15 protein-coding genes and 1 pseudogene are annotated in these 22356 nt (G+C 49.2%); 7 read left to right on the plus strand and 9 right to left on the minus strand.

Annotated features, from left to right (window positions below; all coding sequences use genetic code 11):
- Window positions 1-194 precede the first annotated feature (194 nt).
- The 5 genes from H6G89_RS20230 to H6G89_RS20250 all read right to left on the minus strand — a co-directional run bounded on the left by H6G89_RS20230 (window position 195) and on the right by H6G89_RS20250 (window position 8380).
- Window positions 195-3053, minus strand: coding sequence for a PAS domain S-box protein (locus H6G89_RS20230; RefSeq protein WP_190509755.1), 2859 nt, complete (start codon window positions 3051-3053; stop codon window positions 195-197).
- Between the two features lie 629 nt (window positions 3054-3682).
- On the minus strand, window positions 3683-5233 hold the full coding sequence (locus H6G89_RS20235; RefSeq protein ID WP_190509757.1) for an alkaline phosphatase family protein: 1551 nt from the start codon (window positions 5231-5233) through the stop codon (window positions 3683-3685).
- A gap of 443 nt (window positions 5234-5676) precedes the next feature.
- A complete protein-coding gene (msrB, locus tag H6G89_RS20240; RefSeq protein WP_190509759.1) occupies window positions 5677-6105 on the minus strand; it encodes a peptide-methionine (R)-S-oxide reductase MsrB in 429 nt (142 codons plus the stop codon).
- 402 nt (window positions 6106-6507) lie between these two features.
- Window positions 6508-7074 carry an NADPH-dependent FMN reductase gene (locus H6G89_RS20245; protein ID WP_190509761.1) on the minus strand — a complete coding sequence of 189 codons (567 nt, stop codon included), beginning with the start codon at window positions 7072-7074 and terminating at the stop codon, window positions 6508-6510.
- Window positions 7075-7297: 223 nt separating this feature from the next.
- The gene (locus H6G89_RS20250) at window positions 7298-8380 is read right to left on the minus strand and encodes a TolB family protein (protein WP_190509763.1); all 1083 of its coding nucleotides are present in this window, start codon (window positions 8378-8380) and stop codon (window positions 7298-7300) included.
- Window positions 8381-8685: 305 nt separating this feature from the next.
- On the opposite strand from H6G89_RS20250, the gene H6G89_RS20255 reads away from it, so the two are divergent.
- Together H6G89_RS20255 and H6G89_RS20260 are read left to right on the plus strand one after the other, a co-directional pair.
- On the plus strand, window positions 8686-10500 hold the full coding sequence (locus H6G89_RS20255) for a ShlB/FhaC/HecB family hemolysin secretion/activation protein (protein ID WP_242060029.1): 1815 nt from the start codon (window positions 8686-8688) through the stop codon (window positions 10498-10500).
- Between the two features lie 149 nt (window positions 10501-10649).
- The gene (locus H6G89_RS20260) at window positions 10650-13130 is read left to right on the plus strand and encodes a CHAT domain-containing protein (RefSeq protein WP_309230046.1); all 2481 of its coding nucleotides are present in this window, start codon (window positions 10650-10652) and stop codon (window positions 13128-13130) included.
- A 118-nt stretch (window positions 13131-13248) separates the two neighbouring features.
- On the opposite strand, the gene H6G89_RS20265 is transcribed toward H6G89_RS20260, so the two are convergent.
- From H6G89_RS20265 to H6G89_RS35820, 3 genes are all read right to left on the minus strand, one after another.
- The gene (locus tag H6G89_RS20265; protein WP_190509767.1) at window positions 13249-14418 is read right to left on the minus strand and encodes a pentapeptide repeat-containing protein; all 1170 of its coding nucleotides are present in this window, start codon (window positions 14416-14418) and stop codon (window positions 13249-13251) included.
- Window positions 14419-14541: 123 nt separating this feature from the next.
- The gene (locus tag H6G89_RS20270; protein ID WP_190509769.1) at window positions 14542-15264 is read right to left on the minus strand and encodes a DUF928 domain-containing protein; all 723 of its coding nucleotides are present in this window, start codon (window positions 15262-15264) and stop codon (window positions 14542-14544) included.
- Window positions 15265-15905: 641 nt separating this feature from the next.
- Entirely contained in the window at window positions 15906-16034 is a 129-nt protein-coding gene (locus H6G89_RS35820; RefSeq protein ID WP_255519463.1) for a hypothetical protein, read from the minus strand.
- Between H6G89_RS35820 and H6G89_RS20275 the strand changes: the two genes are divergently transcribed.
- Together H6G89_RS20275 and H6G89_RS20280 are read left to right on the plus strand one after the other, a co-directional pair.
- The gene (locus tag H6G89_RS20275; RefSeq protein ID WP_190509771.1) at window positions 16033-17709 is read left to right on the plus strand and encodes a CHASE2 domain-containing protein; all 1677 of its coding nucleotides are present in this window, start codon (window positions 16033-16035) and stop codon (window positions 17707-17709) included. The genes H6G89_RS35820 and H6G89_RS20275 overlap by 2 nt on opposite strands.
- A 73-nt stretch (window positions 17710-17782) precedes the next feature.
- Window positions 17783-18538 (plus strand): MinD/ParA family ATP-binding protein, encoded by a 756-nt coding sequence (locus tag H6G89_RS20280; protein ID WP_190509773.1) that lies wholly within the window; start codon window positions 17783-17785, stop codon window positions 18536-18538.
- 114 nt (window positions 18539-18652) lie between these two features.
- Here H6G89_RS20280 and H6G89_RS20285 read toward each other — a convergent pair whose 3' ends face one another.
- Window positions 18653-19348: a riboflavin synthase gene (locus H6G89_RS20285; protein ID WP_190509775.1), complete on the minus strand. Its 696-nt coding sequence runs from the start codon at window positions 19346-19348 to the stop codon at window positions 18653-18655.
- A 579-nt stretch (window positions 19349-19927) separates the two neighbouring features.
- Here H6G89_RS20285 and H6G89_RS20290 point away from each other — a divergent pair.
- The 3 genes and pseudogenes from H6G89_RS20290 to H6G89_RS20300 all read left to right on the plus strand — a co-directional run.
- A complete protein-coding gene (locus tag H6G89_RS20290; protein WP_190509777.1) occupies window positions 19928-20431 on the plus strand; it encodes a bifunctional nuclease family protein in 504 nt (167 codons plus the stop codon).
- A gap of 84 nt (window positions 20432-20515) precedes the next feature.
- On the plus strand, window positions 20516-21649 hold the full coding sequence (locus tag H6G89_RS20295; protein WP_190509780.1) for an aldo/keto reductase: 1134 nt from the start codon (window positions 20516-20518) through the stop codon (window positions 21647-21649).
- 185 nt (window positions 21650-21834) lie between these two features.
- A pseudogene (locus tag H6G89_RS20300) lies at window positions 21835-22254 on the plus strand (ferrochelatase); the annotation flags it as partial.
- Between the last annotated feature and the right edge of the window lie 102 nt (window positions 22255-22356).

A 22356-nucleotide genomic window follows, 5' to 3' on the forward strand; every position in this document is an offset into this window, starting at 1 on the left:
GCTCCAATAGATGCATTTTGCCGGGACACTTCGTGAAACCCCTCCCGTGGTTGTAACAGGACTTACACCGTTCGATCTCCCAAATATCCTTGGAAACGGGCTTCCGGAATTTCCCCTTTTCAAGGGGAGCTAAGGGGGATCAAAGTTTTAGACTTCAAGTGCGTAAGTCCTGTGTGAACTAGATGCGATCGCCCCTACTTTGCGTTGGATGGTTGAATCGGTAAATCAATGATGAATTCTGCGCCTTCACCTGGAGCGGAATTGCAACGAATCTGCCCACCGTGACGCTCAACTACAATCTGGTGACTGATCGACATTCCCAGCCCAGTGCCCTTGCCGATTTCCTTTGTAGTAAAGAAGGGATCAAACACCCGCTGAAGAATTTCCTGCGTCATACCCGGTCCATTGTCTCTAATCGAGATGGAAATGTGGGTTTCATTGCAGACCTGCGTCCGGATGGCAATCGTCGGTGTGAATTGAGTTTTTGTTTTAGGATTTAGTGCTTTTAAGCTGATTGAGTTGTGCCCATTTGTGGGTGCGATCTCAGCCGCATCATCCCATTCCGCTTCAAAAATCAGGTACTTGAGCTTCTCCTCTAAAGCATCGATCGCATTGCTAAAGATGTTCATAAACACCTGATTGAGTTGCCCTGCCGAACACTTGATGTGAGGTAAATCTCCGTAATCCTTGACGATTTGAATGGCAGGACGATTTGCCTCCGCCTTGGTTCGGTGTTGCAGAATCATCAAGGTGCTATCGATGCCCTCGTGAACATTGACCAGTTTCAACTCGGCTTCGTCCAATCGCGAGAAGTTTTGCAGCGATCGCACAATCTCACAAATCCGCTCAGCCCCTACCCGCATCGACGCCATCAATCGTGGCAAATCGCTCATGATAAAGGTCAAATCCATTGTTTCGCACTTCGTTTGAATATCAGACGGAGGCTCCGACACCGCCTCTTGATAGAGGTTTACCAATTCCAACAAGTCCTTGGTGTAGCGGGTAGCATAGGCTAAGTTGCCGTAGATAAAATTCACGGGATTGTTGATCTCGTGGGCAACCCCTGCCACCAACTGCCCCAGACTCGACATCTTTTCGCTTTGCACGAGTTGGGTTTGTGCTTGTTGCAGTTCAATCAGGGCTTTTGCCAGTTGCTGCGATCGCTCCCTCTCTTTGGCTTCTGACTCTCGCAGAGCCTCTTCGGCTAACTTACGCTTGGTAATATCCTCAACCGTGCCCTCGTAATACAGCAATTTGCCATCTTCATCGCGAACCGCACGAGCGTTTTCAGAAGTCCAGATGATGCTGCCGTCCTTGCGGTAAAACTGAGATTCAAAATTGAAAACCGAGCCTTGTTGTTCCAGTAAGGCTGCAAATTCAGCCCGACGATTCGGATCAACATACAACTGCGTCTCAATATCAGTCAGATGGTTGATCAACTCCTCCTGAGATGCATAGCCATACATTCGCACCAAGGCTGGGTTAATGCTGATATAGCGACCCTCTGGCGTAGTTTGGAAGATTCCTTCCGCCGCATTCTCAAAAATGCTGCGATACTTTTCTTCGGCTTCTCGCAGAGCTTCTTCGGCTTGCTTCCGTTGAGTAATGTCTCGTGCCACCCAAATCACCGAATTATCGGGCAATGGCGAAATGTTGGCAACAAACCATCTGTCCTTAGGTTGTCCGTCTGGAGAGCCTGTAAAGTTGCTGACGGGTAAGCTGTATTCCAGAGTCACCGTTTTGCCCATGCTAAGCGCAAGTTGAATCTGCTTGTAGAACAGATTGGCAACAGGTAACGGCAGGACATCGTATACCGTTTTGCCGACCCGTTCGACTTCTGGTTTGTAATGAACCTCAGAGTTGGTCGCCACCATTTTGAGATAGCGTCCCTGACAGTCAAACACGGTGATCACATCGGTCATCGCCGCAAACAGTGCTCGCAGTTCCGCTTCTGAGTTACGGAGAGCGGCTTCGACCCGTTGCCGTTCAGCGATCTCAATGACCAGACGACGGTTCAACTCTTTCAATGCGGCGGTTCGTTCTTCAACACGAGTTTCTAGCTCTTCGTTGATGCGTTGCAACGCCTCTTTTGCCCGTCTGCGCTCGGTAATGTCTTCAACCGTGCCTTCGTAATACAGCAGATTGCCATCGCTATCTCGCACAGCATGAGCGTTTTCAGAGATCCAGGTGAGGGAGCCATCCCGGCGATAGACCTGTGACTCAAACCCCACGACCGCATCATGTTCTTGCAGCAGCCGAATGAACTCAGAGCGTCGTTCGGGGTCAACATAGAGTTGCTGCTGCACACTGGTCAGGTTGGCAACCAGTTCTTCGGGAGAGTCGTACCCATAAATTTTGGCAAGGGCAGGGTTAGCACTGAGGTAATAGCCATCGGGAGTGGTCTGGAAGATCCCTTCAATGGCATTTTCAAAAATGCTGCGATACTTTTCCTCTGCCTCTCGCAGGGCTTGCTCTGCGCGGTGTCGCTCTGTAATGTCGATGCCAACAGCAAAAGCAGCCCGTCCCTGATCGTACTTTTTCATCACGATCAGGAAGTTACGGGTCACACCATGCACCGTCGCAGGCACTTCTTGAAACGTATCTTCAGAGGAGCTATGGAAAAAGTCTTGAACAAACTCTGTGAACTGGGAACTGGATTGGAGAAAGCCAATATCCTGCCCAACAAAAGCGTCAGGCTCCAGTCCATAAGTACCTGCCAGATAACGATTGACGCCGAGATACCGCAAATCTGAACTGATCCACGACACAATCCCAGGGATCGCTTCTAAGATTGCCTCAAGCTGGTCCTTCGTAGCCCGCAGTGCCTCTTCTGCTTGATGGCGTTCTGCTACTTCTGCTACGAGTTGTTCATTTGACCCCCTTAAAGCAGCCGTTCGCTCTGCGACCTCGCTCTCAAGGTCAGCCTTCAACTGCTTCAGCTCTTGCTCGATATTTTCGCGATCGCTAACCAACGCCTCCAGTTCAGTAACCTTTTGGCGCAAAACAGATAGTTCACTAATTAACTGCTCTTTGGATTTTTCGTCGTCTTTCATGGGAAATGGTTTTCTACCTGAAGAGAAATGCACCCCTGATTTCTCTGATTCCTTGAGGTTCAGACCGTTTCCGGATCTTTGCAAAGGAAGCTGCTCTGAACGAAAACGCTATGGCAGAAAACCCTGAAACGTACAATGCCAGCCCGTCGTAACCTCAACTAAGATATGCACCAGTATAGGATAAGTGAGTGTTGCTGATTGTTGCCTTAAGTACCAATTTTAAGTGGTTAGAAGGATAAACAAAAGGCAAAATACCCAATTGACCGAGTGGGGACACCGATCAATCGCTTCACTTAATAAATAGTAGCTGCTTAAATAATGCCTGCTTGAATACTACATGGAATTGGCGATCGCTAACACACCCATTGACTCAGGTTTTGCTTAGCTGGTTGGGAAGCCAATCCACAAAATCTCTGCAATTGTTCCCGAAATTGCAGGACGTTGCGTTGATGTAAAATTCACGCCCCCACGGAAAGACGGACAGTAGTCAGCCCCCGCGATACTGTCCGTCTTTCTCTTACTGTGGAGTGTGGGTTTATTCAACCCTTTCCTCTAGATTATTTCTTCAATCGAACTAATTGGCGAAGGAATCATGAAGATCAAGTAAGAAAACAATGAGGCTCGCTTTTCTAGCTATGCCTCTCTAAAATTGACTGACCATCGACATCAGGTAGCACCACATTCAACAATTCTGCGATCGTTGGTGCAAAATCTGTAACTGAGACGACATTCTCTAACTGACCGGGTGGCATGGCTGAGTTTATGGCAAAAAACATGCCATTAGGTTGGTGATCCCCAGTTCGCACTCCCGCAAATGTCTTTTCAAGCACACCGATTTTTTGAGAACTGACCCGTTGAATGGGTTTTTCCCGATTCCATTCGATCAATAGATCAGGAAAAGTATCTAAACACTCGCCCTGATAAAGATCCGCCGTGCGTAAGACTTGTTTGACCAACGGCTTGCCAGTGTCTAAATTGACTATTTCTGTTAAGTCATGGGTGAGTTGTTCGCAGAAGCGGTCATACTCTGCACCGGGATGAATCTGACCCTTTGGCTCACGCCCTACAAGGTTAACTCGAATAGCTCCATAAACATCATTGTTAGGGACTGTAAAACACTTGCGCCGACTCGCATCAGGCTCTGCCATCGCTTTGCGAAACGGTTTATCACTTCTCCAGAAGCGATCGCGCAATGGTTTCCAAACAAGCTGTTTCAGCGGTTTCAAAAACCAGCTTAGCCCTGCCACTTCCTCTAAATTGGTGTTCAGTGCTTTAGCAAACTGCTGTTTTGCAGCGGAAACTCCTATGTTTTCGAGACGGCAGAGAATATCATCTAGCAAAAAAGTGCCGTCGTAATGGGGACCCATACCATGGCTGGCAAGAATGAAAACGGGGGTCTCTGGATCAACCTCGGCTACAAGCTCACCAACAGCTTTATCAAGAGCTTGATAGACCGCTAAAAGGGGGTCTCCAATCAACTGAACAATATCAGATTGGTGCTTAGGATGGTGTGGGTCATGCAAATTCCAGCATTGATGCCCGACACAATGGCTCTCGCTAAAAACTGTGAGAAACAAATCCCAGTTGCCCTGGTTTAAAAAGTGTTTAGACAGGGCTGTTTTGGTCTCAATTCTATGAATCAGGTCGTCTCGAAACTGACGATATCCTTCAACCGTTCGAGAGATGGTGTTGCAATCTCCAACTGGATCTCGTCCAAACTGATTTTCTATGTCAGCTGCTAAGGTTTCTGGATAAGTATATAGTTGCCCAATGAAATCAGGATCGTGAGTTCCCCAATCTACAATTTGAATGCCGTTAAGGTTGGGCGTTAAAAACGTTTTAGGAACATCAACGATTCCTACTCGCCGACCTGCATCACTTAATGTTTTCCAAAACGGCTCCCCTTTAACGTCTGTAACTTGAGTCTTAAAAGTTTTGTAACTGCCTGGTCCAAGCTGGGTGTAACAATATCGCCCGTGTCGTACTGGAGATAAACCCGTTGAGAATGAGGGCCACACCGCCCCAACGTAAAAACCAATGGGATTGGTTGTAATTCCCCACGTGGCTTGCTCTAATAATATTTTGAAGGTTGGTAATAACCCGTCTCTTGCCCACAAACGAATTAGTCTTTGATCGGCTGCATCAATGCCAATCATTAAAACTTTAGCTTTTTGACCCATGACAACCTTCTAGAAGAGTGAGTAGGGGAGCTCTTTTCAAGCCAATCGTTTAAATCGGAAAGAGATAAGAAGTAGATGCCTGAGGGTATTTAGAAATAATGTAAAGATCGAGGACTAGTCTAACAATGCTCACCGAATGCAAGGAAGCTATTTCTACCAATAAAAAACATCCTTCAAAAGTTTAACCGTCTCTCACTGTAGTTGTATAGAGTAAAGATAAACCTTCATCAATAAATCAGATTCGAATATTTAAACATTAATAAACTATTAAGTCAAGGTAAATCTTATTGACTCTCTGTTGTGTTCAACAGATGCAAAAAGTAAGTCATAAAATAGGCATTAAGCCATCACTTAAAGGAAATGCTTAATGCCTGTCAAGGTATTAATGAGGAGGCTTTAAAGCCTCACTACAAAGGGCCTATTTTGAAAAAGATCGTGCAACGTTATGCAACGCCGTCTGAATCTGGTGGAGTGAATTCAAGGGCAACTCCGTTCATGCAATAGCGTTGCCCAGTGGGGCGAGGACCATCCTCGAAGACGTGCCCTAAATGCCCACCACAGCGGCTACAGTGAACTTCAACACGGGTCATAAATAGCGATCGATCCACTGAGGTAGCGATCGCCCCCTCGATCGGCGCATAAAAACTAGGCCAACCTGTGCCACTGTTGAATTTGGTGTCTGATGTAAAGAGCGGTTGACCACAACCCGCACAGACATAAGTGCCTGTCTCATAGTTTTTATCAAGCGGGCTGGTGCCTGCTCGCTCAGTCCCGTGTTTCCGTAATACATAAAACTGCTCTGGAGTCAGAACTTTCTGCCACTCTGCTTCAGTTTTGGTGATTTCAAATTGCTCGTGTTTTGAGGTTGTCATACCGCCTAAAGTCTCCGACAGAATTAATGAGAAATAGCTACGATGTACCGCTAGTAATTGAGAATAATCTATTCAGCTTGAGATTGGCTGAGTGCAACCTGAGGAGATAGCAATTGGCAGCTTAAGATACTCTGGCAATCTAGGGTGATACCTGCCGACCAATCTTTTAGGCTTGGCGATTGAAATCGCAGCGATAGAAGCAAAACCCGCCGACGCGGGGTACAGAGAATCTTGATGCATCAAGCCCACGCAGGACGGTCGGCGAGCTCAGTCAAGCCGCGAACTTCGATCGAATAGGCGCGAATTCCATTCACCAGCCACAGCACAGAATATCAGGGGGGTCAGGACTTTTGTCAGTCAACCAAGGGTGCCACAACGTACCTAGGCACAGGTTGAATTCGATTAAGCGACCGATCGCGTTTCTTGAGCCGTGCTACGCAGCTTATAAGTGTTTTCCACCAGGCTCGCAGCGAAGCTATCAAATCGTTTCACCAAATTAGCGTCGGTGAGTTGTCCCTCTTCATTAAACGCTTTCCAGGCTTGCCCGATCGCCACATGTTCAGGAATGGTCCAGGCGTGAACCCAACGCATAATGATACGCAGGTCATTGAGAGCGTTGCTATTGGATTGCCCACCTAAAACACTGATCAGCCCGGTTACTTTTCCAGAGAATTCGTTAAAACTCATCAGATCTAGGGCATTTTTTAGTACACCACTAACGCTGCCGTGATATTCAGGCGTTGCGAGAATGATGCCATCTGCTTGACGAAACGCCTGACGCAGCTTATCAACGTCAGGGTAATCGGGATAGTTGTCACTGCCGTCACAAAAGGGCAGATTGAGCGATCGCAAATCGAGCACTTCGACTTTGGCTCCCAATGCTTCAACCCGCTGTGCGGCGACTTGTAAAGCGAGTTGGCTATAGGAATCAGGTCTTAAACTTCCGGCGATACCAACAAACTTGAGCATGGGACTGAGTCCTTTGTCATTCCTAATGGGTCACTGTCGTATTCACAGTGTACCTAATACGTACTCATTATGAGTATGTCTTTGGATAGGGGATTCCCCCCTTTTAAGCTCGGTTATTCTCCCCAAAAAAACTCTCTGATTTCCCAATGAAATCAGAGAGCAGATCCTGCGCTATACCAAACCAAATCAGTAAAGATGTTTTACTTGCCCTGACTGCAACGCTTTAACCCACACTGGATGGCAGACCAGACATAAGCGGGGTTGAAGACAGTTGTGCTCTAAACACTTCCCAATCGTTGCCATCCCACGCTTGCCAACTGACAAACGAACCGGAAATGTGGGGGTTAATCTCATAGTTGATGCTATTTGCCAGGCGTTGAGTCGAGATGCCATCAAAGAGATGAATGTCGATATCAGATGAACTAAAGATATGCTCCCATACGACATAGCCCTGATCAGACACTTGAGCCCCAATATCATCAACCGTGTTGTCTGTAATTTGAACGGTGGTTCCGGTCAGGCTGTCGTGGCGATATACTTCCCAGTCGTTGCCATCCCATGCTTGCCAGACGACATAATCTCCTGCGATCTGAGCTTTTGTTTCGTTGTAAATGCTGTCTGCTAGAGCTGTGGCTTTGCCAGTTGACGCATTGTAGAGATAGATGTCTGTATCTGTAGCACTGTAGCTGTATTCGTAAACAACATTGCCATTGGAGGAGACTTGAGCATTGCGCTCGTTACGGTTGGATGTGGCGATCTCAATGGTTTCCCCAGAAATGATGTCATACAGATACAGGTCGGTGTCTGTTTCACTGTATTCAAATTCGTAAACGATGTAATTACCTGCAAGATCAGGGTTCAACTCGTTGCGTTGAGAATTGGCGATCGCAATCTCTTGTCCTGTAGCGATGTTGTATAGATAAATATCGCTATCGGTTTCACTGTATTGATATTGATAAACGATATTGTTGCCATCAATTTGAGCGTTAAACTCGCTTTTGGCACTGTCCAGAATGATGCCGCTACTGTCTGTGAGCACATCATACAATCCTAAGTTGCTGTTGGTGTCGCTATATTCAGACTCGTATACAACATCTCCCAAAGATGAGATACGAGGGTTTAATTCGTTGTCATTGCTTGAGGCGATCGTCGATATGGTATCGGTCACCGCATCGTAGTAGCGGATGTCGATGTCGGTGTCGCTGAAATCATGTTCCCAAACGACATCACCCAGTGACGACACTTGAGCCAAACCATCAAAAGTATTGTTATCAGTCAATTGAATAACGTTGAAATATGTAGTCATGGCAAATTCTCCCTGGGGGCGTGTTTAGAGTTGGGTCGTGGAAATAGTTGATTGTGAATGCCAAGAAGGAGTTGTAACCCCTGAACGTGGAATGGGGTTGTCAACCCTTCGGAGACTCCCAAAGCCTTATCACAGGAGTAGAGGAGTTACGTTTTGGGTGTTGTCTGCATCCGAGGGGTTGTATTTCTTGCTGACATTCACTTATGCAATTGGGGTGCGATCGAATACTCAATTTTGGTAGAAGGCTTCAAAATTCTTCGTTCACCGTTTATTCTGAACAGCAGGACTGTTTGTGTGGGGGTGAAATGCCCAGTTGTAAATTTGACCAATGGTCTTGGATGGGTTGGGCACTGGCGTTGGGCAGCCTGGGGGCGATCGCCAGTGAAGGTATTGAAGGGCGTCAGGCGATCGCACAATCGGTTATTGAGCCTGTTGCCATTACAGAACCGGGCTTCGCTGTCTCAGAGGTCGCTCAGGTGCCTCCTGTGCCGCAGCGGGACACTTTGCCACCTCCTCTGGAGCCACTCCCCATCCCTGAAACACCCACTCCACCCCCCGAAGACTTGCTGAACACGCCCGTGCCGAATGTGATGCCTGTGACTCCAAGCCCACCAGCGTCAGACGAGGAGAGCGTCTTTGTTGAGCGGTTTGAGATCGTGGGCAGCACCGTATTTAGCGAAGCCGACTGGGCGGCTCTCACCGCACCCTATGTCAATCGCAATTTGACCTTTGCAGAACTGTTGCAAGTGCGATCGGCGGTGACGCAGCTTTATCTCGATCGGGGTTACATCAACTCCGGGGCGTTTCTGCCCCCACAAGACCCGGTGAATGGAGTTGTCACCATTCAGGTGTTAGAAGGTGGCGTTGAGGCGATTAACGTGACAGGTACTCGTCGCCTCAACCCCAGCTATGTGCGTGATCGATTGGCGATCGCCACCACAACTCCATTCAATGTGCAGCGGTTGTTAGAGCGGTTGCAACTGCTACAGCTTGATCCCCAAATTGAAAACATTTCCGCTGAGTTAGCCAGTAGTGTCCGTCCAGGGTCGAGTGTGCTGGAGGTGCGGGTGACAGAAGCAGATCCCTTTAGTCTGCAACTCGCAACGAATAACGGGCGATCGCCCAGTGTCGGTAGCTGGCGCAGGCAAGTTCAAGCCAGTCAAGCCAACCTGTTGGGACAGGGTGATGTATTGACAGTGGGCTATGCCAACACCGAGGGCAGTAACGCGCTGGACGCCAGCTATACGATTCCCCTGAATCCCCGTAACGGGACGCTGATTCTCAACTATGGTTTAGCCGAGAGTGACGTGATTGAGGAGCCATTTAATGCCCTCGACATTCAATCGGACTCTCGCTACTACGAAGTAGGGTTTCGGCAACCCCTGATTCAAACCCCAACTGAGGAATTTGCTCTGAGCCTGACCGCCTCTCGACGTGAAAGCCAGAGCGAATTTTTGGAAGATCTGGTGGGGGAACCCGTGCCCTTTCCTGGTGTAGGGGCAGATGCCGAAGGGCGCACTCGTATTTCGGCGTTGCGGTTTACCCAGGAGTGGACACAGCAGCGGAGCCAGGAAGTGTTTGCGGTGCGATCGCAGTTTAGTTTAGGGCTAGATGCGTTTGACTCGACAGTCAATGAGGGGGCTCCCGATAGTCGTTTCTTTGCGTGGCGTGGGCAGACCCAGTGGGTGCGACTGTTGTCTCCTGATACGTTGCTCTTAGTACGGGGTGAATTGCAGCTAGCCGATGCGCCGCTGGTTTCACTGGAACAGTTTGGTCTGGGTGGACAGACCACCGTGAGGGGCTATCGCCAAGATTTTTTGTTGACAGATAATGGTGCGCTTGCCTCCGCAGAGGTGCGGTTGCCGATTTTGCGATCGCGCCCCCTGGATGGTATTTTGCATCTGATTCCGTTTATGGATTTTGGGGTCGGTTGGAACGCAGAAGGCGATAATCCTGACCCCAATGGACTGGTATCGGTTGGTTTAGGGTTGCAGTGGCGACAGAGCGATCGCCTGACCGCTCGGTTGGATTGGGGTATTCCATTAGTTTCTGTAGACACGAGGGAACGCACATGGCAAGAAAGTGGAGTTTATTTTTCCATCGTCTACACACCGTTTTAAGAAAGGCTAAAGGCAGAAGGATAAAAGATAAAAGGAGCCTTTTTCATCTTTTATCCCTCATCTCTCATCCTTTATCCCTCATCTCTCATCCTTTCCGTTTCCTCCTTCCCTTCCTTCTGACACTGGTGTTGTGTGTCAGTGCGACCCCAGTGTTGAGCCAGAGTCCGGGTGCCGCCACACTGGCGCAACAAGGGCAAGAACTGTATGAAGCAGGGCAATATTCTGCTGCGATCGCCACTCTACAGCGCGCCATTCAAGCCTACGCCACGGAAAACAATACCCTGGGTCAAGCCCTGGCACTCCGCAACCTGGCACTGGTCTATCAACAAATGGGAGATTTGGCAGCAGCCAATGAAGCGATCGCCACTAGTTTGCAGCAGGTGCAGTCTTCAACAGATGCCAATCGTTTACCGGTCTTGGCGCGAGTGTTAAATCTACAAGGAAGCCTGCAACTCCAGCAGGGGCAAACCGAGCAGGCGTTAGCCACCTGGGAACAGGCAACCGCAATTTATCAACAACTGGGGGACGAGGCGGGCGCACTTCGCAATCAGATCAATCAGGCGCAAGCCTTGCAATCGTTGGGTTTTTATCGACGGGCGATCGCCACGCTCACCCCACTCACCGAGACGCTGCAAAGTCAACCTGACTCACGCGCGAAAGTCGTCGCTCTTCGTAGCCTGGGAGAAGCTCTCCAGGGCATCGGGTCACTGGATCGGTCACAACAAGCGTTAGAGTCTGCCCTGGCGATCGCCCAACAGTTGCAACTCCCCGACGAGATTGCTGCGACTCAATTTAGCCTGGGCAATACGATTCGGGCTCAGGGTGACGCCGGCACTGCACTGGAGTTTTATCGACAGGCAGCCGCAACTACTCCTTCCCCACTGACCAAAGTTCGCGCCGAACTGAACCAACTGAGTCTGCTGATCGACACGGAGCAACCAACCCAAGCACAGCAACTCGTGCCCCAAATTGCGATTCAACTCGATCGCCTCCCCCCCAGTCAAGCATTGACCTACGCCCAAGTCAACTTTGCCCAGAGCTTGGTGAAATTGGGTATGGCATCTTCATCGACAGGAGACTCATCGCTCTCTGCTGAACAAACCCTACTCCGAGCACGGCAACAGGCTCAAACCTTATCTGACTTGCGGGCTCAATCCTTTGCACTGGGTAGCTTGGGCGAACTATACGAAAAATCAGGGCAACTCACCAGAGCCAAAACCCTGACAGAAGAAGCTCTCATTCTGGCGCAATCGGCAAATGCCTCCGATATCGCCTACCGCTGGCAGTGGCAACTGGGGCGCATCCTCAAGGCAGAAGCTGACTCACAAGCAATGCGGGAAGGCAAATACGCAGGGGCGATCGCTGCCTACAGCAGTGCGGTGGATACTTTGCAAAGCCTGCGCAACGATCTGGTCGCCATCAATCCCGAAGTTCAGCTTTCGTTTCAGGAGAGTGTGGAACCCATTCATCGGGAACTCGTGAGTTTGTTGTTAACCCCTGATGGCGATGCAACCAGCCAGGACAACCTAGAAAAGGCTCGTCAAGTCATTGAGTCATTGCAATTGGCAGAGTTGGACAACTTCTTTCGAGAAGCGTGCTTGGATGCTAAACCCGTCAACATCGACCAACTTGATGCTGAAGCAACCGTCATTTACCCCATCATTCTGGAAGATCGGTTGGAGGTCGTTGTTCGATTGCCACAACAACCGCTGCGACACTACGCCAGCCCGGTATCCAAACAGGAAATGGAGGACACCATTACCCAGATCCGGCGACATCTGGTGACTCGGACAACGCGACAATTTCTACCCCTGGCGCAACGGCTGTATGACTGGATCATTCGCCCCGTTGAAGCTGACCTCGCCAGTAGTGACACTCAAACTCTGGTGTTTGTCTTAGATGGTCCGCTGCGCAATGTGCCCATGGCGGTGTTGAACGACGGAGAGCAATATTTGTTGGAGAAATTTAGTCTGGCACTCACTCCAGGGTTACAACTGCTTGACCCCCGCCCCCTTCCAGTAGAACAGTTGCGCGTCTTAACCGCAGGTCTAACCGAATCTCGTCAGGGCTTCTCAGCATTGCCCAATGTGTTGCCAGAGTTAGAGCAAATTCAGAAGGAAGTGCCAAGTCGGGTTCTGCTGAATGAACGTTTTACCAGTACAACCTTTCAACAAGCCCTGGCTGAAACACCCGCATCGGTCGTTCATCTAGCAACTCACGGGAAATTTAGCTCAGAGTTGGAGGAAACCTTTATCCTCACCTGGGATGACCGAATTGATATCAATCAACTCAATACGGTATTGCAAACCGCAGATTTGACGCAGACGAACCCCATTGAGTTGCTGGTGTTGAGTGCTTGCCAAACCGCAGCGGGCGATCGCCAGGCAGCATTAGGGTTAGCCGGAATTGCCGTTCGCGCTGGTGCCCGTAGCACTCTGGCGACTCTGTGGCAGGTCAGCGACGAAGCAACCGCGATGTTGATGGATCAGTTTTACCAGGGGTTAAATGATGCATCGCTGACCAAAACTGAAGCACTGCGCCAGGCACAACTCAAGATATTAGAGATCCCTCAATTTCGTCGCCATCCCTACTACTGGGCACCCTATGTCATCGTGGGAAACTGGCTCTAACTGATAGCGATCGCCAAAACCACCAGGACATTGAATTTGAGTCCTGCCGAGAGAGAGGCGATTGATCGCGTTTGTCCCGTTGAGTGCCTTGTCTTAACTGAGGTGACTACGGCTATAACTAGCTATCAAAATTGAAATTGTCGTTGGTGAGTTTTTTGTAGAGCAAATCGGTTAAAGATGGTTCTGAGGTGGATGGAGCATTCGATTCCGTCAGAAATCCGTCTTCGTAAACGGCTTGTTCCCAATTTATGGCGGTTTTGACCTGAGCTAACGTTAATCCCTGAGCACTTTTGAAATTAGCTCCATCTAAATCGGCTTCCTCAAGCACGGCTCCCCACAAATCAGCTTCTACCAGAATAGCGCGATGGAAACAAGCTTGATTTAGATGTGCCATAGACAGGTTGCTGCCTCTAAAGGTTGCCTGACTCAAATCAGTCTGAGTCATGTCCGTCTTGCTCAAATTGGCCTGGGTCATATCCGCCAGATACAAACTGGCTCCTTGCAAATTTGCCCCGCGTAAACTGGCTCCCTTCAAATTAGCTCCCCGGAGGTTGGCAAATCTCAGGTCTGCGATCTTCAAATTCGCGTTGCCCAGATTCGCCCCACTCAAGTTTGCACCGTTCATATTTGCGCCGTTCAAATTGGCTCCCCGCAGGTCGGCTCCCCGCAGGTCGGCTCCCCGAAAATCAACGTTAAGCAGGTCAGCACCGCTGAGGTCAGCTTTACTCAAGTTGGCTTGAGACAAAATTGCTCCCTGAAACTGGGCTTCTCTCAAATTTGCACTACTCAAATCAACCTTGTGAAGATTAATGGAGTTGAAATCAGCACCAGAGACATCTAGCCCCTTAAGGCTCACTCCTGCTTTACAAAGATCTTCAAACGCATGATAGCGGGCATAGCTGGTTTTGATGCCATGAGCCGCATCGATCGCCCGCCATGCCTCATAGTGTTTTGTGGCAATCCGTAGAGGAGCCTCTTTGATAAACACAACAACCGCTGCCAAGATACCCATTGCCTCTGCCCGATCGAGCAGCACAGAAATCGCATCTCGGATGGAGTGAACGCGGTCGGACGAGATCCACAGATCGAGAGCAGCTAAAAAGGCAACTGCAAGCGAGACGATCAACCAGGTGGGCGACGAAATGAACCAGTCGATGACTGGATGCATCCGCCGAGCAAACCGCTCTTTCACTTGTTGAAAGAGCTTGAGAAGAAGCGTTGACTTCGTTGCCTCGTCAGAGTTGTAATTTGATTTTGAAGAAAGCGACTGTTTCTTGTTTTTTGCCATGATCCTAGGATATGGATCTCAGCCTCATTAGTCGACTATGCGCTTTTTGGAGACACCGTTTCGTCAAGTTGAATACACTTTTTAGACAATATCTTTAGACATGAGGTCTTAGATAGTGTGGGGTTAATTGCCAGTCAAGATCTGCTCATCGGCGATGTCTTGCAAGCCAACCGCTGACAAAAGTGAATTCCAACTCGAACGGGTGTTGGGATTGTTAGGTTCAGAATTATTAAGGGCTGCGAGGGCTGCCAAAGCATCTTGCCAGATACCCGCTGCTGCATAAACGGCTGGGCGTTCTTGGGTGGAGGCGGAGGCTAATTGGCGGGCTAAGTCTGAACTGATGGGAACTCGGCGGATGCTGCCCTGAACAGTCATATCAGCAGAGCGATCGTCAGCGTCACAGATGACGGTGAAGTACCAGTAGTAGGTTTTATTGACCTCTAACATGGGGGTGTCCGCTCCAGAAGGCAAGCTGATACTAGCAATCCCTGATTCGCCATTGATTTCTAACGCCGTGCTGTAAATCAGTTCATCTGTGCCGTCTTCGTAAAGGATGAATTCTGCACTATTGGCGGAGGAGGGGGGGATGTATGCAAAGAAGGTGGGACGGGCTTCTGTGGTTAAGCCAACGTTGGTCTCTGGCAGCAACGCTTTTAAACCGCGATCGCTGGTAGCACAGGCAGAGCTTCGAGAGGCTCCTGATTCGCGATTGCCAGGGGCACCAATCGAGGGGGCGTTAAATTGAATGCCCTGCGCAAGAACAACATTGGAGAAACCAATAGGAACCATTAACCCCAGGAACAGGGAAGCTGAGAAAGTGGTGAGACGAAGAAATAGCCTTGCCATCGTTATCGCTCTACAGAAATACTATGTGGACGACTGTCTAATGCGGTCAAACAAACTCAAAATTGAGTCAAGAGTTAGAAGTTGCCAGAGTTTGAAGTGTCTGGCGATCGCTGCCTAAATTTCAGTCTTAATAGTTTACTCCACAACCAAATTGGCTTAATCCGCAAATCTGAAAATCTAATCACCTCTCATTCATCTAACCAGTTTATCGAGGAGTCACGCTAATACATGACACAGTTTGAAACACAAAAAATACAAGCAAATCTGAGATTTTTCAACCTTTTCTCTAAATGCAGGAAAACTGCAATTTCAATGCACAACTTCCTTAAAAGGGCAAGATACGTAACGCTCAAAAACAGCATTTGTTTGACTGAATATGATGTGTCGTGAGTTGTTACTTATCGACGAACTGTAGTAATATTTACTACAATCCTTATTTGGCAATACACTGAGCTGCGGTTACTTAGGCTCCTCTTAGAGAAGCTCTTCATGATTCAACGGGTTAGGCTACCTAACGATGTTTGTTGTCTATCTGTAAGACTATTACGTTGACTACGACAGAGTTATGCATGAGGGTATATAAGGGTGCAGATTTAGGTTTTAAGATTTCAGGTTCAAAAGATTTTTGATTTTCTATATTCTCAAAGATCGACTCCTGCCCCATAATCAGGTCTATCCCCCGTTGACGTTGCCATGCCCCGTCGTTTTTTAGAGGCTGTCCAATCTAGAATGCCCTGGTTAAATCGGGTTAAGCCGGTACTGCTGGACATGGGTCGCCCAGTCTTATTTACCAGCTTGACGCTGACTGCTCTGCTGCTAGGGTTGCGCTATTTGGGGGCATTTCAAGGCATGGAGTTGTCTGCCTACGACCACCTGATTCGGAGTCAACCGGATGAAGGGGAGGATGAGCGGTTACTCATCGTAGGAATTACAGAAGATGACGTTCAACGTCTCCAGGAGTGGCCCATTTCTGATCGAACTCTGGCGGAACTATTAAGGGCTTTAGAAGCACAACAACCTCGCGTCATTGGCTTGGACGTCATGCGAGATATCCCAATTGGGGAGGGGCGCGAGGAGCTATTGCAGATTTTGCAGCAAAGCGATCGCGTCATCACCGTGTGTAAAGTTAGTGCGTCTGATGAGCCTGGAACCCCACCTCCGCCAGACATTCCCGCTGATCGGGTTAGCTTTGCTGATCTGGTAGTGGATCCCGGAGGCACCCTGCGCCGTGCTTTGTTGCTCGTAGCCCCTCCTCCCGCAGACAGCCCTAACTCAACCAGTCATTTTTGTAGCGATCCCAGCACTACGCTGGTTTCGTTTAGCTTGCAGGTGTCGCTACACTATCTGGCTACTCAACAGATCAAAGCTGAGCTAACTCCCGAAGGCGTTTTAAGACTTGGCTCAACTTCATTTCGTCCATTCCAACCCTCGACAGGGGCTTACCAATCGGCTGATGCAGCAGGGTTTCAACTCATGCTGGACTATCGATCGCCTGATAATGTCGCAACCCAGGTCAGCTTGAGTGATGTACTGGAGGGGCGCGTTGATCCTGCTTTGATTCGCGATCGCATTGTGTTAATCGGCTACACCACCCCTGAAGCCAAAGATGATTTCTACACCCCTTATAGTGCCGGAGAGGATGACGACCAAAAGATGGCAGGGGTTGTAGTACACGCCCAGGTGGTTAGCCAGCTTCTTAGCGCAGTGTTGGATGGGCGATCGTCGATCTGGACGTGGAGCAATCCGGCTGAGATTCTCTGGATATTTGGCTGGTCATTGGCAGGCGGTGTGTTAGCCTGGTATGCTCGCCATCCGCTCAAGTTCGGCGGCGCGATGGTGGTTGTCATTGGTGGGCTGTATGGTGTCTGCTGGCTAGTTTTCTTAAATAATGGCTGGATTCCCCTAATTCCCCCCGCAGTTGCCTTTGTCATCACAGCAGCAGGGACTGTACTGGTCGATCGCTTCAACAAGAGCACTTACGGTCAAAACGTCTATCGCCAGGTCAAAACTTTCCTCAAACTCAATATTGAGATTGATCAAGAAAAACTTGAAAAACAAGTCTCTGAGATTACTGAAACAGATTACTTTCAAGATTTACAACAGAGAGCAAAGAACTTAAGAGGGCAACGAAATGATATGTTGAGTGCCGAAGAGCTATCTCAACCTCAAGTCAGTGAAACCTCCAGTTCAGAACCTAAAGATGCCTTAGAATCGGACGATGACGATGATATGGGCTATCTTAAAAACCTGCAACAAAAGGCTCAATTGCTAAGGGATAAACGAGACACTGTAGCGGTTGATGAATCAACATCGCCAGAGCAAACTGAAACATCTGATACAGAATTCAACGTGTCAGCCGATGATGACTATGAAATAGGATACTTACAGCAGTTACAGCAGGAAGCCAAACGATTGCGAGATCAGGGCGATCGCTCGAATGATTAAACTGCTTTATATCATCAGATGGCACAACAGAATTAGGAATGATTAGTATTACAAGCAGACAGGGGTCGGATACATGACCAAGATTATTTCTATACACTCGTTTCGCGGTGGCACAGGTAAGTCTAACCTGACTGCCAACCTGTCTGCGGTTGTGGCTGCTCAAGGTCATCGTGTTGGCATTATCGACACTGACATCCAATCTCCTGGGATCCATGTCATTTTTGGGCTGGATGAGGGCACCATGGCGCGATCGCTCAACGATTATCTATGGGGACGTTGCACGATCGGGGAAGCCGCTTATGATGTTACCCCAGATGCTGTGTCTAAAGGGGGCGGCACAATTCACCTGATCCCCTCCAGCATCAAAGCAGGCGAAATCGCTCGAATTTTGAACGAGGGCTATAGCGTCACCATGCTCAATGATGGGGTGCGCCACCTCTGTCAGGGGTTAAACCTGGACTATCTCTTCATTGACACCCATCCGGGTCTAAACAAAGAGACTCTGTTATCCATCGCGATCTCTGACAACCTCATCATCATCTTGCGACCCGATCGCCAGGACTTTCAGGGTACGGCGGTGACGCTCCAAGTCGCTCGCAAGCTTGACACAGCCAAGATCTCCCTGGTCATCAACAAAGTGCTACCCAGCCACGATTTCAAATCCATTGAGGAGCAAATCGAGCAAAAGTTTCGCGCCCCTGTCATCGGCATCTTTCCGCTTAACGAGGAGATGGTGCAGCTATCGAGCGGCGGCATTTTTTGCCTGGAATATAGCAACCACAGCTATACCCATGAGGTTCAAAAAGTGGCACAGCAAGTTTTGAAGTAAAAGAACGTCAATTTGGCTCAAAAGCCGATTGGGCGTAGAGGGTAGGATGCAGGAAGTGAGGAGCGGTGCTGTGGCTCAACCAGCGTCTAATATCACCAGTGGACGCTGAACCCCTTACAAATATCCATGCTCTGCTAAAAAAGCAGGGGTGAGTTGCTCAGCAGGGGCGATCGCTTGCTCTAGCTCAGCCACAGCGCGGGAGTGAGCAGGAGCCAACCGCAAAAACTTCTCAACATACTTACCCAACACATCCCCTTCTAAATTGACTGGGTCACCCGGTTTGAGGTATTGCAAGTTAGTCTCAGCGTAGGTCAGGGGAATCACCGCCACTTTAAACCAGTCTCCACTGGGGCTACACTCTGCCACCGTGAGGCTCACTCCATTCACCGCAATACTGCCTTTGGAGACAATATAGCGAGACACCCTGGCATCTGGAACGGTAAAGCTAATCTCCCAGGCAGTCGCACTAGGCACGGCCGCTTCGAGGTAACCCACTCCATCTACATGACCTGTAACAAAATGCCCTCCCAGTTTGCTGCCCACACGCAGGGAAGCCTCCAGGTTGACGGAGGCGGTGCCCTGCAACTGGTCTAAGGTAGTGCGGCGTAGGGTTTCGGGGGAAGCAGAGGCGATAAACCCAGCCGAAAGAATTTGCGTCACCGTCAAGCAGATTCCGTCTACTGAAATACTGTCGCCGATCGCCAAATCGTCTTGTAATGGAGTGAGGGACATTGCCCCCCAGGTAATCTGGAGTTCCTCTTGTCCCACCCGTTCAATAGTTCCGATCGATTGAATCAGTCCTGTAAACACAGCTTTCTAGAAAATCTGTCACACTAAGGAGGTAAATCCTAATCTACCCTGAAATCCAGGCTAGCTCTTGTAATTTCCCTATAAGGGGGCGTTGAATATATCTATAGCTGTTGCCAAAAAACCTGGAAAACTGGAGTTCAACGGGTGGCAGTTTTTTCCCTGATTCAGGGTTTTATACCTGCGCCCCACCTTAACCAGGAGGGCTGTTGCTATAAAATACACTAAGAACAAATGTACGGGTCTATGATGTCTAGTTTTGATGAGACTTCTTAGTCAAACTTTCAGGATTAGACTATGGATTAGAGGCAAGATCAGGGCATACTGGAGTTCAATAAAACTTTTGAAACATTAACCCTTTTAAGGCGTTCAGTGGCTAACTTAGATCTTGTCATATTTGCTCAGTCTTTAGTGAGTTTAGGCTCTCTTGGGGGTAGCTTTTTGACAGAACATGACTGTAAACACACCCCCCGGGTTGTAGAGCTGTTGGTGACAGTGGCTCGCAGTCAGTCTTGGTTTGGTTTAAGTCCATTTTTTCTCCAACTGACCGTCTTCGCTTAATGGATTCTAGAGGCTAAGTCAATGATCGAAATGAAAGTCGCTGGAATTGCCTTAGATGCTGCCACCCGTAGTCCAATCGTGTTGTTGCGAGATGCGGGGGATCGTCGCCAATTGCCAATTTATATTGGTCAAGATCAGGCAAGGGCAATTATTGGTGCTTTAGAGAATCAAACTCCACCGCGACCCTTAACTCACGACCTGATCGTCAATATCCTGGAAGATTGGGATATGACCCTGGAGCGGGTTGTGATTCACTCCCTGCAAGACAACACTTTCTATGCTGTTTTAACTGTTCGCCAGGGCGAAACTAAGAAGGAAATTGACGCTCGCCCCAGTGATGCGATCGCCATTGCCCTTCGGACTAAAAGCTCGATCTGGGTGGTCGAGGAAGTGGTAGCTGATGCGTCCATTCCTGTCGATCGCGAAGCAGATGAAGCCGAGCGTCAAGCTTTCCGAGATTTTCTGGCAAATCTGCGCCCTGAAGACTTTAGCCAACGGGGACAGTCTAAGAGCGGCGAAAGTTAAGCGATCGCACCAGAGTCATTTCTTCAGATCCCCGGCTTCTTTGAGAGGTCGGGGATCTATCTACTTTTAGAGCACTCCTCAGACATGAAGTATCGTCGGTTTGGCAAAACGGAATTGTCTCTATCGGTGTTCTCGCTGGGAACGATGCGATTTTTGGCATCCCAGGAGAATGCAATTCAAACCCTACAGGGGGCGATCGCATTAGGGATCAACCATATTGAGACTGCCAAAGGCTACGGCAATAGTGAACGATATGTGGGTGCAGCCCTGAAATCTGGATTAAGCCTCGATCGCGATCGCCTTACGATCACCACCAAAATTCCTCCCACCCCTGACGCAGAGAGTATGGCGCGTCAGATTGACGAGTCTCTGGCGCGGTTGGGAGTGGAATCGATTGACTGTCTCGCGATTCACGGGCTAAACACCTGGGAGCACCTGAGTTGGATCGAGTCTCCGCAGGGTTGTATGAAGGCGTTACACCAGGCGATCGCTGATGCTCGGGTGCGTCACATCGGATTTTCAACCCATGCACCTTTAGAGGTCATCGTACGGGCGATCGCCACTGACCAGTTTGAGTTTGTCAATCTGCACTACAACTATTTCTTTCAGCGCAATGCCCCAGCAGTTGAACTGGCTCACCAAAAGGACATGGGGGTGTTTATCATTTCGCCTGCGGATAAAGGAGGGATGCTCTTTACCCCACCCCCAAGGCTCATTGACCTGTGCCAACCGTTTTCGCCCCTGGCGTTAAACTATCGATTTTTGCTGAGCGATCGCCGTATCACGACCTTAAGTCTGGGAGCCGCAAATCCAGACGAGTTAGCGGTGCCACTCGAGGTGAGCGATCGCGATCAGCCATTGACCGCAGCCGAACTTGAGGCACTGAACCGCCTGCAAGCCCACCAGATGGATGCTTTAGGGAGCGATCGCTGTAGTCAGTGCTATGCCTGTTTACCCTGCCCAGAAAGCATCCACATTCCTGAAATCTTAAGACTGCGAAATCTAGCTGTCGCCTATGATATGACCACCTATGGTCAGTATCGCTATGGCATGTTTGAGAATGCAGGGCACTGGTTTCCCGGACGCAGGGGCGATCGCTGTACCGACTGTGGGGATTGTTTGCCTCGCTGCCCCGAAAAGCTGGATATTCCCTCGCTGTTGCGCGACGCTCATGGGCGATTAGCAGGTTCGCCGCGACGACGACTCTGGGCAGATTAGCCAGTGATTAAGAACAGCTACAGTGGTTAAAATCAAAAGACTTTTCGTGGTTCTTGCCAATCAACGCCCCACTTACGGCATACTCCCTAGAATAGATTTTTTGTTTTGGCTACCCCTCCCCTGGAGGGGGATGCTACCCTAAAAATCATCGCATCAAAGCACATTACTTACCAGAGGTGGTTAGCGTGGTTGCTACTCCCGAAAAGCTTCAACAGCAAGATTCTAGTCAGGGTTCTCCAAGCGAGCGGGTCGCTGTCCTATTGATGGGATACGGAGAAGTCGAGAGCTATGAGGACTTTGCAAATTACAACGAACAAGCTCTCAATTTATTAACAGCGAAGTTTGCCCCTGTTCCAACCTGGATTTATCCACCGCTAGCGAAATTGTTAGCAGTGTTTGATCTGCACGAATGGAGCCACCAGCACAACCACTTCATTTCACCCCACAATGCCATCTTTGAGCAGCAACGCGCCGGAATCGAGCAACATCTGCAAGCTCAGTGGGGCGATCGCGTTCAGGTGTTCAAAGCGTTCAACTTCTGTGCCCCCTTTCTACCGGAGCAGGTACTAACCGAGATCAAAGCTCAGGGGTTCAGCAAAATTCTTAGGCTCTATAGCTGTTTCGGGGAGATCGGTAATAGGATCTCCAAGAGTGTGGAGAGTAGGGCTTTACCTCGCTTGCGAGCATTGTGAACCACCTCGAAGAAC

The organism is Oscillatoria sp. FACHB-1407 (assembly GCF_014697545.1).
GTDB lineage: Bacteria > Cyanobacteriota > Cyanobacteriia > Elainellales > Elainellaceae > FACHB-1407.